Raw genomic sequence first — 14,329 nt, 5'->3', positions numbered from 1 at the left:
AATAGGGCGAATTAAAGGGCGAGGTCTTGCAGTTCGAGCTTGAGTTCCGGGCCGGACAGTTTCACGCGTTCGTGGGCCGCCAGCGACAGGGTCGCGCCAACCACATTCGGGCGGATCGGCAGTTCGCCGGCGTCCAGGTCCAGCAGGCACACCAGCGTCACGCTGGCCGGGCGGCCGTAGTCGAAGAGTTCGTTCATCGCGGCGCGGATGGTGCGGCCGCTCATCAGCACGTCGTCGATCAGCACCAGGTCCTGGCCTTCGATCTCGAACGGCAGCGCCGAAGGGCGCACTTGCGGGTGCAGACCGTTCTGGCTGAAATCGTCGCGGTAGAAGGACACGTCCAGCGTGCCGAGCGGCGCATCGCTACCCAGTTCCTCGAGCAACGCCTGGGCGACCCAGACGCCACCGGTACGAATGCCGATGTAACGCGGTTCGCTGATGCCACGGTGTTCCAGATGTGCCTTGAGACGGATCGCCATCTGGCTGATCAGTTCGGCGGGATTGGGCAGGCTCATGGTTGCTCCTTCTTGGTCCCGAGCCGGGTGGTGCTGGAGGTGGCTCGGGTTGTCGCTATAGAGAGTCGCTTGTTACGGCTCTTCAGGATTCGAACAGTGCGGTGTTTTCGTCGAGCCAGCCTTGCAGCAGCAGGGCGGCGGCGATGGCGTCGACCGGGTTGTCGCGGTAACTGCCTTTTTGCCCGCCGCGATCACGCCGTTCGCCCTTGGCTTCAAACGTGGTCAGGCGTTCATCGTGGGTATAGAAGGGCAGGTTGTAGCGGCCGTTCAGGCGGCGGGCGAACTTTTCGGCCCGCAGGCACATGTCGCTCGGCGTGCCGTCCATATTCAGCGGCAGGCCGACGACGACAGCGTCGGGTTTCCACTCTTTAATGAGGGCTTCGACCTGATTCCAGTCGGGCACACCGTTTTGCGCCTTCAAGGTGCACAGCTCGCGGGCCTGCCCAGTAATCACCTGGCCGACCGCCACGCCGATCTGTTTGGTGCCGTAGTCGAACCCCAGGATCAGGCGCAGGGCCATCAGGCGTGCCCCGCCTGGCTGGTGAGCAGGCTGAGGTTGACGCCGAGGTGCTTGGCTGCCGCCTCGAGGCGCAGTTCGCTGCTGGTGTTGAACAGGATGTCGGCGTCGAACGGGCAGGTGAGCCAGGCGTTCTGCGCCAGTTCGGCCTCAAGCTGCCCGGCTTCCCAGCCGGCATAACCCAGGGTGATCACACTCTTGGCCGGGCCGACGCCATCGGCGATGGCGAACAGCACATCCTGGGACGTGGACAGGGACAGGTCGCCTTCCAGATCAACGGTCGCCTGAAACTTCTTGCCCGACGGGTGCAGGACAAAACCGCGATCAGTCTGCACCGGGCCACCGATGAAAATGGGCACATGCTGGCAGAGCAGCGGCGGTTCGATATCGGGGCGCAATTGCTCGAGGATATCGGCCAGGTTCAGGTCTTGCGGACGGTTGACCACCAGCCCCATGGCACCATTGGCCGTGTGCTCGACGATGTAGGTCAAGGTGTGCGCAAAGTTCGGGTCGGCCATGTGAGGCATGGCGATCAGGAAGTGATGCTTGAGGTAGCTGGGGCTGACGTTCTTCATGAGCGCTAGTGTGGCGTTGGAGGGGCGAACTGACAAGCTGGGGATGCGTAGGAAATGGTGAATGAAGCCACCGCAGAACCCTGTGGCGAGGGAGCTTGCTCCCGTTCGGCTGCGCAGCAGTCGTGATCTGATTGTTGCGGTGTGTCAGGAAACACAAGGCCTGCAGGTTTTGGGGCCGCTTCGCTGCCCAGCGGGAGCAAGCTCCCTCGCCACAGGGTTAACACTTGGCAGAAAATCTCCAATCAATTACTGGACAACCGATCCCCACGGGCAAACTTCCACGTACGAATGATTTCCAGCCGATCAATATCCGACAAGTCCCCGGTAAACGGTGAGAACGGCGCCGCCAGCCTTACGATCCGCTGTGCCGCCTGATCCAGCAGCGGTTGCCCGGACGATTCCAGCACCAGCACTTCATACAGAGAACCGTCGCGGTTGATCGAGACCATCAACCGCAAATTGCCGTAGATCTGTTTGCGCCGCGCTTCGTCGGGGTAATTGAGGTTGCCGATGCGCTCGACCTTCTTGCGCCATTCGTCCTTGTACCAGGCGCCTTTGTCTTTCATGGTCGAGGCGGCGCTCAGGCGGTGGATGCGCGGGCGCTTGGCGTACAACTGTTGTTCGTTGGCCAGTTCCGCTTCCAGGCTGGCGATGTCGCTGGACAGCTGTTCACTGTCGAACGTTGGCGCCGCGACAGCAGGTTTGGCCACGGGCTTGGGTTCTTCGGTCTTGGCCGCGGCTTTTTTCGGTTTCGGTGCGACGGTGGTCACGGCGGCCTTGGGCGGCGCTTCCTGCACTTCCGGTTTGGCGGCCGGCGGTGGCGTGACTTTCTGCACCTTGTTGTCCTGGAACGGCGCGACCTCGGTGGTCTTGGGAATCGCCTTTTTATCCAGGGTGCCGCTGCCTTCCTGATTTTCCTGGGCGAGGAAATCAGCCTTTGTCGGCTTCTTTTCGCTTTTGAAGGTGGCGAGGGTGATTTCCAGGGTTTTGCTGATTTGCTTGGGTTCGACCATCGTGAAACCGACGCCCAACAGCAAGGCCAAGTGAATCAGCGCCGCGAGAAACAGGGTAAATCCGAGGCGATCGGCCGGGCGCACGCCACGGTGGGCGAGTTCTGCGGGCAGATCGGACGGAAGTGTCATGACAAGAAAACCAACATCGCGTTTTTCAGAGGCCGCGCATGATAACGCAATGTTGGTTCTGTCTTGGCTGTTCTATATCAACGAGCCTTGAGCTTCTGATCGATGGCATCCATCAGCATCCCGCCGATGTCTGTGCCGAACGCATTATCAATCTCGCGAATGCAGGTCGGGCTGGTGACGTTGATTTCCGTCAGGTGCTCGCCAATCACGTCCAGGCCTACGAACAGCAGGCCTTTCTCGCGCAGGGTCGGGCCGACTTGCGCGGCGATCCAGCGGTCTTTCTCGGTCAGCGGACGGGCTTCGCCACGACCACCGGCCGCGAGGTTGCCACGGGTTTCGCCGGCGGCAGGAATGCGCGCCAGGCAGTAATCCACCGGTTCGCCGTCGATCATCAGGATGCGTTTGTCGCCGTCCTTGATCGCCGGCAGGTAGGCCTGGCCCATGATCTGCTGGGAGCCCAGTGCGGTCAGCGTTTCCAGAATCACCGACAGGTTCGGATCGCCCGCGCGATGACGGAAGATCGAGGTGCCGCCCATGCCGTCCAGCGGCTTGAGGATCACATCACCGTGCTTGGCAGCGAATTCACGCAGCACGTCGGCGCGACGGCTGACGATGGTCGGCGGCGTGCACTGCGGGAACAGCGTGGCGAACAGTTTCTCGTTGCAGTCACGCAGGCTCTGCGGCTTGTTGACCACCAGCACGCCGGCGCGCTCGGCCTGCTCCAGCAGGTAAGTGGAGTAGACGAATTCCATGTCGAACGGCGGATCCTTGCGCATCAGGATCACGTCCAGATCGCTCAGCAGCGCGTCGGTCTCGGCTTCCAGTTCAAACCATTTTTCCGGGTTGGCGAAGACTTTCAGCGGCCGCATCCGCGCCCGTGCTTCACCTTCGGCCTGATACAAATCGCCCTGTTCCATATAGAACAGTTCCCAGCCGCGCTTCTGTGCGGCCAGCAACATGGCCAGCGAGCTATCCTTTTTATAGGAGATGCTGGCGATAGGGTCCATGACAATCCCGACGCGAACGCTCATGGGTAACTCCTCTGAAAGTAGATGAGGCCTGTGTCGATCCCTGTGGGAGCGAGCCTGCTTGCGATGGACTTCAGAACACCGCGTTTATCCCGCCAGGACGCGTCACCGTTGGCGACCATCGCGAGCAGGCTCGCTCCCACAAAAGATCAGTCCAAATGGCCGTATAAAAGTGGCGTCAGAGTGGCGCCGAGTGTGTTTCCGGTCAAGGAAAAACCACCGCGCCAGTCCCCCGATAGATTGCATTTGGAGACTGTGCTAAAAAGGCTGCCATGTCGTGCTGGCCCTTGAGCATCAAGGGTTTCGAGCCACCGAAGATCCGTAAACGGACAAATTGATTCGCAAAGGCGACGGTAGAGCATTTATGGACCAGCATTCCAGCGCCTTGAAGGTCATGGTGATCGACGATTCGAAGACGATTCGCCGCACCGCCGAAACGCTGCTGAAGAACGTGGGGTGTGAGGTCATCACGGCCATCGACGGTTTCGATGCCCTGGCCAAGATTGCCGACAATCATCCCGGCATCATTTTCGTCGACATCATGATGCCGCGTCTGGATGGTTATCAGACCTGCGCCTTGATCAAGAACAACAGTGCGTTCAAGTCCACGCCAGTGATCATGCTGTCGTCCAAGGACGGGCTGTTCGACAAGGCCAAGGGGCGCATCGTCGGTTCCGACCAGTTTTTGACCAAACCTTTCAGCAAGGAAGAACTGCTGAACGCGATCCAGGCCCATGTACCGGGCTTCGCCGCCGTTTTGCCGCAGTAGGACACGCACAGTGACGCTCGGCCAGCGGGCCCGGCGTCGACAAGAAGAATGGGGAAAACCATGGCACGAATTCTGATCGTCGATGATTCGCCGACTGAAATGTACAAACTGACCGGCATGCTGGAAAAGCACGGTCATGAAGTATTGAAAGCCGAAAATGGCGCCGACGGCGTGGCGCTCGCCCGTCAGGAAAAACCCGACGCCGTGCTGATGGACATCGTCATGCCCGGCCTCAACGGGTTTCAGGCGACCCGCCAGCTGACCAAAGACCCGGAAACCGGGCACATCCCGGTGATCATCATCACCACCAAGGATCAGGAAACCGACAAGGTCTGGGGCACGCGCCAGGGCGCCAAGGATTACCTGACCAAGCCGGTCGACGAAGAGACCCTGATCAAGACCCTGAACAACGTGCTGGCTGGTTGATCGTCCGGCCATGACCGAGTCGCTGACGGCTTTCGAACTGCTGCTGCAGATCGACCAGCGCTGTCGTCTGCTGGCGGCGGATCTGCCGTCGCAGCCGACCCGGCAGGACAGCTGGAGCGGCATCGGTTTTCGCCTCGGCGAGCACTGGTACGTCGCACCCATGGGTGAGGTCAGCGAAGTCCTGCACGAACCGCGGTTCACGCAACTGCCGGGAGTCAAACCCTGGGTCAAGGGCGTGGCCAACCTGCGCGGGCGTTTGTTGCCGTTGATGGATTTGTGCGCCTTCTTTTCAGATAAAGAGCTCGGCCACGAGTTGTCGGCGGTGCGCAAACAGCGGCGGGTGCTGGTGGTGGAGCATAACGACGTGTTTGCCGGGTTGATGGTCGATGAAGTTTTCGGCCTTCAGCACTTTGCCCAGGACAGTCTGGAACCGGTAGAGGCGTTGAACGGCCCGATTGCACCGTTCATCAAAGGCCGGTTTCGGCGCGAGCAGAATTGGCAGGTGTTCAGCCCGTTTGCGTTGGCGCGATCGCAAAGCTTTATGCACGTAGCGCTGTAAAACGCGTGGCGACATCGAACCTGTAGGAGCGAGGCTTGCCCGCGAAGAACGATAACGCGGTTTTTCTGCAAGACCGCAGCGCCTGCTTCGCGGGCAAGCCTCGCTCCTACAGGGGCGGGTTGAATTGGGCAGGACAGGCGAGGACCGATGATAAAAGCAAAAACAGGCAAGCCAGAAGGGTCGCGCAGCCGGTCGCAGATCATCGCGCTGTTCATCGCGTTGATTGTTTTCATCATGCTGCTGTTCGCCAACTTCGCTTACCTCAACACTCAAGCCACGTACGATAAACAGTACATCGGCCACGCCGGCGAGCTGCGCGTGCTGTCCCAGCGTATTGCCAAGAACGCCACCGAAGCCGCCGCCGGCAAGGCTGCCGCGTTCAAGTTGCTCAGCGATGCGCGCAACGATTTCGCCCAGCGCTGGGGTTATCTGAAGAAAGGCGACCCTTCCACCGGCCTGCCGCCAGCCCCGTCCACCGTGCGCCCGGAAATGCGCGCCGTGCAAATGGACTGGGAACGCCTGCTGAAAAACACCGACGCCATTCTGTCCAGCGAACAGACGGTGTTGTCGCTGCATCAAGTCGCCGCCACCCTCGCTGAAACCGTGCCGCAATTGCAGGTCGAGTACGAAAAAGTCGTCGAAATCCTTCTGCAACGCGGTGCGCCGGCCGCTCAGGTCGCGATGGCCCAGCGTCAGTCGCTGTTGGCCGAGCGGATACTCGGTGCAGTCAACACCGTGCTGTCCGGTGACGAAAGTTCGCAACAGGCCGCCGACGCTTTTGGTCGCGACGCCGCGCGTTTCGGCCAGGTGCTCACTGGCATGCTCCAGGGCAATCCAGCGCTGAAAGTCAGCCAGGTCGAAGACCACGATGCCCGCGCCCGATTGGTCGAGATTTCCGAGCTGTTCGAATTCGTCTCCGGTTCGGTGGATGAAATCCTCGAAACCTCACCGGAGCTGTTCAAGGTCCGCGAATCGGCGACCAACATTTTCACCTTGTCGCAAACCCTGCTCGATGAAGCCTCGCACCTGGCCACCGGGTTCGAAAACCTTGCGGGCGGGCGCGATACGGACACTATTGGCGGCTACGTGTTGGGTCTGGCGGCGCTGATGTCGATCATCCTCATTGGCCTGGTGATGGTCCGCGAAACCAATCGCCAGTTGCGTGAAACCGCTGAAAAGAACGAACGCAACCAGAATGCGATCATGCGCCTGCTCGACGAAATCGAAGACTTGGCCGACGGCGACCTGACCGTGACGGCGTCGGTGACCGAAGACTTCACCGGGACCATCGCCGATTCGATCAACTATTCCGTGGATCAGCTGCGCGATCTGGTGGCAACGATCAACCTCACCGCTGGCCAGGTCGCTGCCGCCGTGCAGGAAACCCAGGCCACCGCCATGCACCTGGCGCAGGCCTCGGAACATCAGGCGCAACAGATCAGCGAAGCCTCCACCGCGATCAACGACATGGCGCAGTCCATCGATCAGGTCTCGGCCAACGCCGCCGAATCTTCGGCAGTCGCCGAGCGCTCCGTGGAAATCGCCAACAAGGGCAACGAGGTGGTGCACAACACCATCCACGGCATGGACAATATTCGCGAGCAGATTCAGGACACCGCCAAACGCATCAAGCGCCTGGGTGAGTCTTCGCAGGAAATCGGCGACATTGTCAGCCTCATTGATGACATTGCCGACCAGACCAACATCCTCGCGCTCAACGCCGCGATCCAGGCCTCCATGGCCGGTGACGCCGGGCGCGGTTTTGCGGTGGTGGCCGATGAAGTCCAACGGCTGGCCGAACGCTCGTCCGCCGCGACCCGGCAGATCGAAACCCTGGTGCGGGCGATCCAGGCCGATACCAACGAAGCGGTGATTTCCATGGAGCAGACCACCACCGAAGTGGTGCGTGGCGCGCGTCTGGCGCAGGATGCCGGTGTGGCCCTGGAAGAAATCGAAGGCGTATCGAAAACCCTCGCGGCGCTGATCCAGAGCATCTCCAACGCCGCCCAGCAACAAACCTCTTCGGCCGGGCAGATTTCCCTGACGATGAACGTGATCCAGCAGATCACCACGCAAACGTCGTCCGGCTCCACGGCCACTGCCGAGAGCATCGGCAACCTGGCGAAGATGGCCAGCCAGTTGCGGCGCTCGGTGTCCGGTTTCACCTTGCCGGCCGCCAAGGCGCAAACTGTGGATAAAGTGTGAAGTGCCCACGGGCGTTCGAACGATGAACGGAGCAGTTATGGGTGATCGGCACGACTATGTGGCCCTGGAGTGGGTCAAAGGCGAGATTGCCGAAACGCTGAAAGTGGCTCACCAGGCGATTGAAACGTTGCTTGATGACCCTCAGGCGACGCACGCCCTCAGTGAATGCCTGGCGTGCATCCATCAGGTTCACGGCAGTTTGCAGATGGTCGAGTTTTACGGCGCGGCACTGCTCGCCGAAGAAATGGAGAAACTGACCGCTGCCTTGCAGCAGAACCGTGTCAGCCATCGCGACGAGGCTATTCACCTGTTGCTGCAAGCGATCGGTCAGTTGCCGGCCTACCTCGACCGCGTACAAGGCGCACGCCGCGACTTTCCACTGGTGGTGTTGCCGTTGATCAACGATCTGCGCAGCGCCCGTGGCGAAAGCCTGTTGTCGGAAACCAGCCTGTTCACCCCGCAATTACCGGACCTGCCTCCGCTGAATGAAGAATCACTGGCGCTGCTCGAACCGGCGGACCTGCCGAACATGCTGCGCAAATTGCGCCAGATGTTGCAGATGGCCTTGGTCGGGTTGCTGCGCGAGCAAGATGACGACACCCACCTCGGTTTCCTGACCAAGGTGTTCTCCCGCCTCGAAGGGCTGTGTGGCAACGCGCCCCTGAGCCCGTTGTGGCAAGTCGCTTCGGCGCTGGTCGAAGGCATGCGCGGCGGTTCGATCGCCAACAGCCCGGCCCTGCGCAGCCTGTTCAAGGACGCCGACAAAGAGCTCAAGCGCCTGCTCGAACAGGGCATGTCCGCGATCAATCAGCCGGCACCGCCGGAGTTGCTCAAGAGTTTGCTGTTCTACATTGCCAAGGCCGAACACCCCACCGGGCAGATGCTGACCATGAAAGATCGCTACGGATTGGACGACGCGCTGCCTGACAGCGCGATGGTCGACGAAGAACGGGCGCGGCTGGCCGGTCCTGACCGCGATGCCATGCGCTCGGTACTGGCGGCGCTGTGCGAGGAACTGGTGCGGGTCAAGGAACGCCTGGACCTGTTCGTGCGCAGCGACCGTCAACACTCCTCGGACCTCGAAAGCCTGCTCGCGCCGCTGCGACAGATCGCCGACACCCTGGCGGTGCTCGGTTTCGGCCAGCCGCGCAAGGTCATCATCGATCAACTGGCGGTGGTGCTGAGTCTCGCCCAGGGCCAGCGCGAACCCAACGACGCGATCCTCATGGACGTCGCCGGGGCCTTGCTCTACGTCGAGGCGACGCTGGCCGGCATGGTTGGCACCGTCGAACCGGAAAGCCAGGAAGACAGCCGCCTGCCGACCACCGACCTGACGCAGATCCATCAGATCGTGATCAAGGAAGCGCGCATCTGCCTGCAACAGGCCAAGGACATGATTGTCGATTACATCGACGCCGATTGGGACCGCCAGCATTTGCAACCCTTGCCGGCCTTGCTGACCCAGGTGCGCGGTGCGCTGGCGATGATTCCGCTGAGCCGGGCCGCGAGTCTGATCGACGCCTGCAACCACTTCATCCGCGAGCATTTACTGCTGGACCCGGACCAGCCTGGCTGGCAGGAACTGGACAGCCTGGCCGACGTCATCACCAGCATCGAGTATTACCTTGAGCGCCTCAGCGACGATCCCGAAGCAGCCGGCGAACAGCTGCTCGACGTCGCGGAAAAAAGCCTGGCATCACTCGGTTTTTTCCCCAGCGAACACAATGTGCCGGTGCTTGAAGACGTGCTCACCCCGAGTGAAGCGCAGGTCATGCAGGGCCAGCAGGAACTGGACGATCCGGAGGTCGTACAGACCCTGGCGGATGTACTGGCCAATCCGGTCTCTGCCGTTAACCCGCCCGCGCTGAACACGCCGGGCAGCCTGTTGCCGCCACCGGTGGACGAGGCGCCGGTGGACGACGAGCTGCGCGAAGTCTTCCTTGAAGAAACCGATGAAGTCCTGGACATCCTTCGCGAGTACCTGCCGCGCTGGTTGGCTTATCCCGATAACACGGCGGCCTTGAGCGAATTGCGCCGGGCCTTCCACACGCTCAAGGGCAGTGGCCGCATGGTTCGCGCCTTGGTCCTGGGTGAATTGGCGTGGACCGTGGAAAACCTGCTCAACCGCGTGTTGGAACACAGCGTTGAGCCCGGCCAGGCCGTGCAACAACTGCTCGGCGACGTGCTGAACCTGCTGCCGGAGCTGGTGGCTGAATTTGCCGACAATGCACAGCGTCAGCGCAACGATGTTGACCAATTGGCCGCACGCGCCCATGCCCTCGCCAAGGGTGACGAGCCTTTGTCCGATGAAGACGTGCAGGACGTCGCGGCCCTCGATCCGTTGTTGCTGGAGATTTTCCGCAACGAAGCCGAAACCCATCTGGCCAGCCTCAACCGCTTCCTCGAACAGGCCGCCGAACATGTGCCGTTGCAGGCCAGCGACGAGTTGCAGCGGGCGCTGCACACCCTCAAGGGCAGCGCCTCGATGGCCGGCGTCTTGCCTATCGCAGAGCTGGCGACACCGCTGGATCACCTTGCCCGTGAGTACAAGGCCCACCTGATCGCCCTGGACCTCGACGAGGTCGAACTGCTGCTGGAAGCCGAAGGCGTGTTCCGCGTCGGGCTGCGTCAGCTCAAGGTCGATCCGCTGGCCGAGATTCCCGGCGCCCGTTCATTGATCGAGAGAACCCAGGCGCAGCTCACCGAGCGTTTGGAAGCGCTGTTGAGCACGCCGAGCGCGGCACTTCGAACCAAGCGCGATCCGCAGTTGATCAACAACTTCCTGGCCCAGGGCATGGACATCCTGCTGGATGCCGAAAGCCTGTTGCAGCGCTGGCAGCAACATCCCGGCGAACGTCAGGAACTCAGTGCGCTGCTGGACGAATTGACCACGCTTGGCGAAGGGGCACACCTGGCGGATCTGCATCCGGTGGATGAGTTGTGCGAAGCCTTGCTGGATCTTTATGGCGCGGTGGAAGAAAGCAGTCTTGCCGTCAGTGACCGGTTTTTCCACGAGGCGCAAAGTGCTCACGAAGCGCTGATCAACATGCTCGACGAACTGGCTGCCGGTCAGGAAGTCAGCCCGCAACCGGAGCGCATCCGGGCCTTGCGCGGCTTGCTTGATGAGAGCCTCGACCCGGCGGCCATGGGCCTGATTCGCAGTGACGGCAGCCGCACCCTGAGCATTCGCGAACTGGGCGACGCCACCGCCGAACTTGAGCGCACGCTACCCCCTGTGGGAGCGAGCCTGCTCGCGATGGACGTCAACGATGACGCATTATCGCAGGATAAAAGCGGCGCCTATGAATCCATCGCGAGCAGGCTCGCTCCCACAAGGGATCGTGAGCTGGACGACGAGATCGTATCGATCTTCCTCGAAGAGGCGGTGGACATCCTCGAAAGCGCCGGCCAGGCCTTGCAGCGCTGGCTGAATGACCCGGAAAACGCCGCGCCGCTGTTGTCGTTGCAGCGGGATTTGCACACGCTCAAGGGTGGTGCGCGGATGGCCGAGGTCGAGCCGGTCGGTGACCTGGCCCATGAGCTGGAAAGCCTCTACGAAGGACTTGTCGACCGCCGTTACAGCCACAGCGATGTGTTGGCGCAGCTGCTGCAACAAAGCCATGACCGACTGGCTCAGTTGCTTGACCAATTACAGAACCAGAAACCGCTGGGTGATCCGGGTGAGCTGATCGAAGCCATTCGCGAGTTCCGCCAAGGCAATGCCATCGCGCCTGAAGCCGTCGAGGCTGCACGGGCCGAGGATTCGCCGGGGCATGATCCGGAGCTGCTGGAAATCTTCCTCGAGGAAGGTTTCGACATCATCGAAAACTCTGGTGCGGCGCTGGTGCGCTGGCAGGCCGAACCTTCCAATCGTCAGGAAATGGAAACCCTGCTGCGCGATCTGCACACGCTCAAGGGCGGTGCGCGGATGGTCGAAATCGGCCCGATCGGCGACCTCGCCCATGAGCTGGAATTTCTCTACGAAGGCTTGTCCGCCGGTACGCTGAAACCGACGGCAGCGCTGTTCGGGCTGTTGCAAAGCAGCCATGACCGACTGGCGCAAATGCTCGACGCCACCCGCGCCGGTCAACCGTTGCCGCCGGCCGATCAATTGATCGACGCGATCCGCAATTTCAGTCATCCGGAGGTGCTGGAAGCGCCGGTTGCCGCACCGGTTGCACCCAAGGTCGAGCCGCTTGCGCCACAAGTCGATGCCGGTGCCGACATGGTCAAGGTCTCGGCAGAACTGCTCGACGACCTGGTCAACCTGGCCGGGGAAACCTCGATCTTCCGTGGCCGCATCGAACAGCAGGTCAACGACGCGCGCGTGGCGTTGAACGAAATGGAAACCACCATCGAGCGCATGCGTGATCAATTGCGCCGGCTCGATACCGAAACCCAGGGGCGGATTCTCAGCCGTCAGCAAGTCGACGCCGAGCGTTCGGGCTACGAAGAATTCGACCCGCTGGAGATGGATCGCCACTCGCAGTTGCAGCAACTGTCGCGGGCGCTGTTCGAATCCGCCTCTGACTTGCTCGACCTCAAGGAAACCCTCGACCGGCGCAACCAGGACGCGGAGAACCTGCTGCAACAGCAGGGCCGCATCAACACCGAATTGCAGGAAGGCCTGATGCGCACGCGCATGGTGCCGTTCGAGCGGATGTTGCCGCGCTTGAAACGCATCGTCCGTCAGGTCTCCAGCGAATTGGGCAAGGACGTGGAATTCATCGTCGGCAACGCCGAAGGCGAGATGGACCGCAATGTCCTCGAACGCATGGCCGCACCGCTGGAACACATGCTGCGCAACGCCGTCGACCATGGCCTGGAATCGGCAGAAGTGCGTATCGCGGCAGGTAAACCGGCGCAGGGGCGGATCACCCTCGACCTGTCCCGCGAGGGCGGCGACATCATTTTCGACATCCGCGACGACGGCGCCGGCGTGCCGCTGGACGCGGTGCGGCGCAAGGCGATCAAGCGCGGCTTGCTGGCCCCGGACAGCGACATCAGCGACCGCGACGTACTGCAATTCATCCTGCAACCGGGGTTCTCCACGGCCGAAAAAATCACTCAGATTTCCGGTCGCGGCGTCGGCATGGATGTGGTCCATGAAGAGGTTCGGCAACTGGGCGGCAGCATGAGCCTCGACTCTGTGCCGGGGCAGGGCGTGCATTTCCGCATTCGCCTGCCGTTCACCGTGTCGGTCAACCGGGCGCTGATGGTGCAGTGCTTTGATGATCAATACGCGATTCCGCTGAACACCATCGACGGCATCGTGCGGGTACTGCCCAACGAACTCGAAGGGCATTACCGGCTCGATCCGCCGACCTACAAATACGCCGGGCAGGACTATGAGCTGTGCTACCTCGGCGAACTGCTGAAAACCAGCCCCCGCCCGAAACTGTTGGGCCAAAGCCTGCCGCTGCCGGTGTTGCTGGTGCAGTGCAACGAACGGCACATCGCGGTGCAGGTCGATGCCATGGCCGGCACCCGGGAGATCGTGGTGAAAAGCCTAGGCCCGCAGTTTGCGGCGGTGCAGGGTTTGTCCGGGGCGACGATCCTTGGCGATGGTCGGGTGGTGCTGATTCTCGATTTGCTGGCACCGATCCGCGCGATGCAGGCGCGGGTGCCGCAACAACCGGTGAGGCAGGACGCAGAATCCGAGCCGCACAAACCGTTGCTGGTGATGGTGGTCGACGACTCGGTCACCGTGCGCAAGGTCACCAGCCGTTTGCTCGAACGCCACGGCATGAACGTACTGACGGCCAAGGATGGCGTCGATGCCATGTTGCTGCTCGAAGAGCACATGCCGGACCTGATGCTGCTGGACATTGAAATGCCGCGCATGGACGGTTTCGAAGTGGCGACCCAAGTGCGTGCGGATGAGCGTTTGCAGCATCTGCCGATCATCATGATCACCTCGCGTACCGGCCAGAAACACCGCGACCGCGCCATGGCCATCGGCGTCAACGACTACCTCGGCAAGCCGTACCAGGAATCGGTGCTGCTTGAAAGCATCGCGCTGTGGAGCAAAACCCATGTTTGAACACCGCTCCAGCAACCTCACCGGGCTGCTGCTGCCCCTGGCTGACCGCAATCTCATTTTGCCCAACGTCGCGGTTGCAGAGCTGATCGACTATCAGCCGGGGGCGTTCGATCTGGATACGCCGCCGTGGTATCTGGGACGGGTAACGTGGCGGGAGCGGCAGATTCCGTTGCTGAGTTTTGAGTCGGCCTGCGGGCAGAAAATCGTCATCGGCGAACGGGCGCGGATTGTGATTCTCAATGCGCTGGGTGGGCGGCCGGAGCTGAAGTTTATTGCGTTGCTGGTGCAGGGGATTCCGCGGTCGTACAAGCTTGATAGCCAGTTGAGCTATGTGGATGTGCCGTTGTGCGCGCTGGAGCAGGCAGCGGTGCAAGTGGGTGATCAAGTGGCCAAAGTGCCGGACTTGTTGGCGCTGGAGGAGTTGCTTGTGAGTGCCGGGCTAGTCTGACTGGCCCTTGTGGCGAGGGAGCTTGCTCCCGCTGGGTTGCGAAGCGGCCCCAATCCAGGCGACCCGTTTCCTTCAGAGACACCTCATGCGCAGTTTTACGAC

Annotated in this window: 11 protein-coding genes; 6 read left to right on the top strand and 5 right to left on the bottom strand. The window is 61.5% G+C overall.

Going from position 1 to position 14,329, the window contains the following annotated elements; all coding sequences use genetic code 11:
* Positions 1 to 11 precede the first annotated feature (11 nt).
* The 5 genes from pyrR to gshB form a co-directional block, all read right to left on the bottom strand.
* Complete coding sequence (pyrR, locus tag KJF94_RS24685) at positions 12 to 515, bottom strand: bifunctional pyr operon transcriptional regulator/uracil phosphoribosyltransferase PyrR (protein WP_008026190.1); 504 nt, start codon at positions 513 to 515, stop codon at positions 12 to 14.
* An 82-nt stretch (positions 516 to 597) separates the two neighbouring features.
* Positions 598 to 1,035 (bottom strand): Holliday junction resolvase RuvX, encoded by a 438-nt coding sequence (gene ruvX / locus KJF94_RS24680; RefSeq protein ID WP_003195067.1) that lies wholly within the window; start codon positions 1,033 to 1,035, stop codon positions 598 to 600.
* Positions 1,035 to 1,607, bottom strand: coding sequence for a YqgE/AlgH family protein (locus KJF94_RS24675; RefSeq protein WP_084322404.1), 573 nt, complete (start codon positions 1,605 to 1,607; stop codon positions 1,035 to 1,037). Before KJF94_RS24675 ends, ruvX begins: the two co-directional genes overlap by 1 nt.
* Before the next feature lie 242 nt (positions 1,608 to 1,849).
* A complete protein-coding gene (locus tag KJF94_RS24670; protein WP_214379486.1) occupies positions 1,850 to 2,749 on the bottom strand; it encodes an energy transducer TonB in 900 nt (299 codons plus the stop codon).
* 77 nt (positions 2,750 to 2,826) lie between these two features.
* A complete protein-coding gene (gene gshB, locus KJF94_RS24665; protein WP_214379484.1) occupies positions 2,827 to 3,780 on the bottom strand; it encodes a glutathione synthase in 954 nt (317 codons plus the stop codon).
* Positions 3,781 to 4,141: 361 nt separating this feature from the next.
* On the opposite strand from gshB, the gene pilG reads away from it, so the two are divergent.
* The 6 genes from pilG to KJF94_RS24635 all read left to right on the top strand — a co-directional run bounded on the left by pilG (position 4,142) and on the right by KJF94_RS24635 (position 14,227).
* Complete coding sequence (gene pilG / locus KJF94_RS24660; RefSeq protein WP_027926573.1) at positions 4,142 to 4,546, top strand: twitching motility response regulator PilG; 405 nt, start codon at positions 4,142 to 4,144, stop codon at positions 4,544 to 4,546.
* Positions 4,547 to 4,606: 60 nt separating this feature from the next.
* Positions 4,607 to 4,972 (top strand): twitching motility response regulator PilH, encoded by a 366-nt coding sequence (gene pilH, locus KJF94_RS24655; RefSeq protein ID WP_008068134.1) that lies wholly within the window; start codon positions 4,607 to 4,609, stop codon positions 4,970 to 4,972.
* Positions 4,973 to 4,982: 10 nt separating this feature from the next.
* The gene (locus tag KJF94_RS24650; RefSeq protein WP_214379482.1) at positions 4,983 to 5,531 is read left to right on the top strand and encodes a chemotaxis protein CheW; all 549 of its coding nucleotides are present in this window, start codon (positions 4,983 to 4,985) and stop codon (positions 5,529 to 5,531) included.
* A 147-nt stretch (positions 5,532 to 5,678) separates the two neighbouring features.
* A complete protein-coding gene (locus KJF94_RS24645; RefSeq protein WP_214379480.1) occupies positions 5,679 to 7,736 on the top strand; it encodes a methyl-accepting chemotaxis protein in 2,058 nt (685 codons plus the stop codon).
* Between the two features lie 37 nt (positions 7,737 to 7,773).
* Complete coding sequence (locus KJF94_RS24640; RefSeq protein WP_214379478.1) at positions 7,774 to 13,779, top strand: Hpt domain-containing protein; 6,006 nt, start codon at positions 7,774 to 7,776, stop codon at positions 13,777 to 13,779.
* A complete protein-coding gene (locus KJF94_RS24635; protein WP_214379476.1) occupies positions 13,772 to 14,227 on the top strand; it encodes a chemotaxis protein CheW in 456 nt (151 codons plus the stop codon). The genes KJF94_RS24640 and KJF94_RS24635 overlap by 8 nt, the downstream gene beginning before the upstream one ends.
* Positions 14,228 to 14,329: the final 102 nt, after the last annotated feature.

It is taken from the genome of Pseudomonas hormoni, from assembly GCF_018502625.1.
Lineage (GTDB): Bacteria > Pseudomonadota > Gammaproteobacteria > Pseudomonadales > Pseudomonadaceae > Aquipseudomonas > Aquipseudomonas hormoni.
Note: the sequence above shows the minus strand (reverse complement) of the source record. Positions and strands in the feature narration are given on the sequence as shown.

Excerpts from the sequence above, each read along its gene's own strand:
- pyrR (WP_008026190.1), bottom strand. The coding sequence starts at position 515 with ATGAGCCTGCCCAATCCCGCCGAACTGATCAGCCAGATGGCGATCCGT.
- ruvX (WP_003195067.1), bottom strand. The coding sequence starts at position 1,035 with ATGGCCCTGCGCCTGATCCTGGGGTTCGACTACGGCACCAAACAGATC.
- KJF94_RS24675 (WP_084322404.1), bottom strand. The coding sequence starts at position 1,607 with ATGAAGAACGTCAGCCCCAGCTACCTCAAGCATCACTTCCTGATCGCC.
- KJF94_RS24670 (WP_214379486.1), bottom strand. The coding sequence starts at position 2,749 with ATGACACTTCCGTCCGATCTGCCCGCAGAACTCGCCCACCGTGGCGTG.
- gshB (WP_214379484.1), bottom strand. The coding sequence starts at position 3,780 with ATGAGCGTTCGCGTCGGGATTGTCATGGACCCTATCGCCAGCATCTCC.
- pilG (WP_027926573.1), top strand. The coding sequence starts at position 4,142 with ATGGACCAGCATTCCAGCGCCTTGAAGGTCATGGTGATCGACGATTCG.
- pilH (WP_008068134.1), top strand. The coding sequence starts at position 4,607 with ATGGCACGAATTCTGATCGTCGATGATTCGCCGACTGAAATGTACAAA.
- KJF94_RS24650 (WP_214379482.1), top strand. The coding sequence starts at position 4,983 with ATGACCGAGTCGCTGACGGCTTTCGAACTGCTGCTGCAGATCGACCAG.
- KJF94_RS24645 (WP_214379480.1), top strand. The coding sequence starts at position 5,679 with ATGATAAAAGCAAAAACAGGCAAGCCAGAAGGGTCGCGCAGCCGGTCG.
- KJF94_RS24640 (WP_214379478.1), top strand. The coding sequence starts at position 7,774 with ATGGGTGATCGGCACGACTATGTGGCCCTGGAGTGGGTCAAAGGCGAG.
- KJF94_RS24635 (WP_214379476.1), top strand. The coding sequence starts at position 13,772 with ATGTTTGAACACCGCTCCAGCAACCTCACCGGGCTGCTGCTGCCCCTG.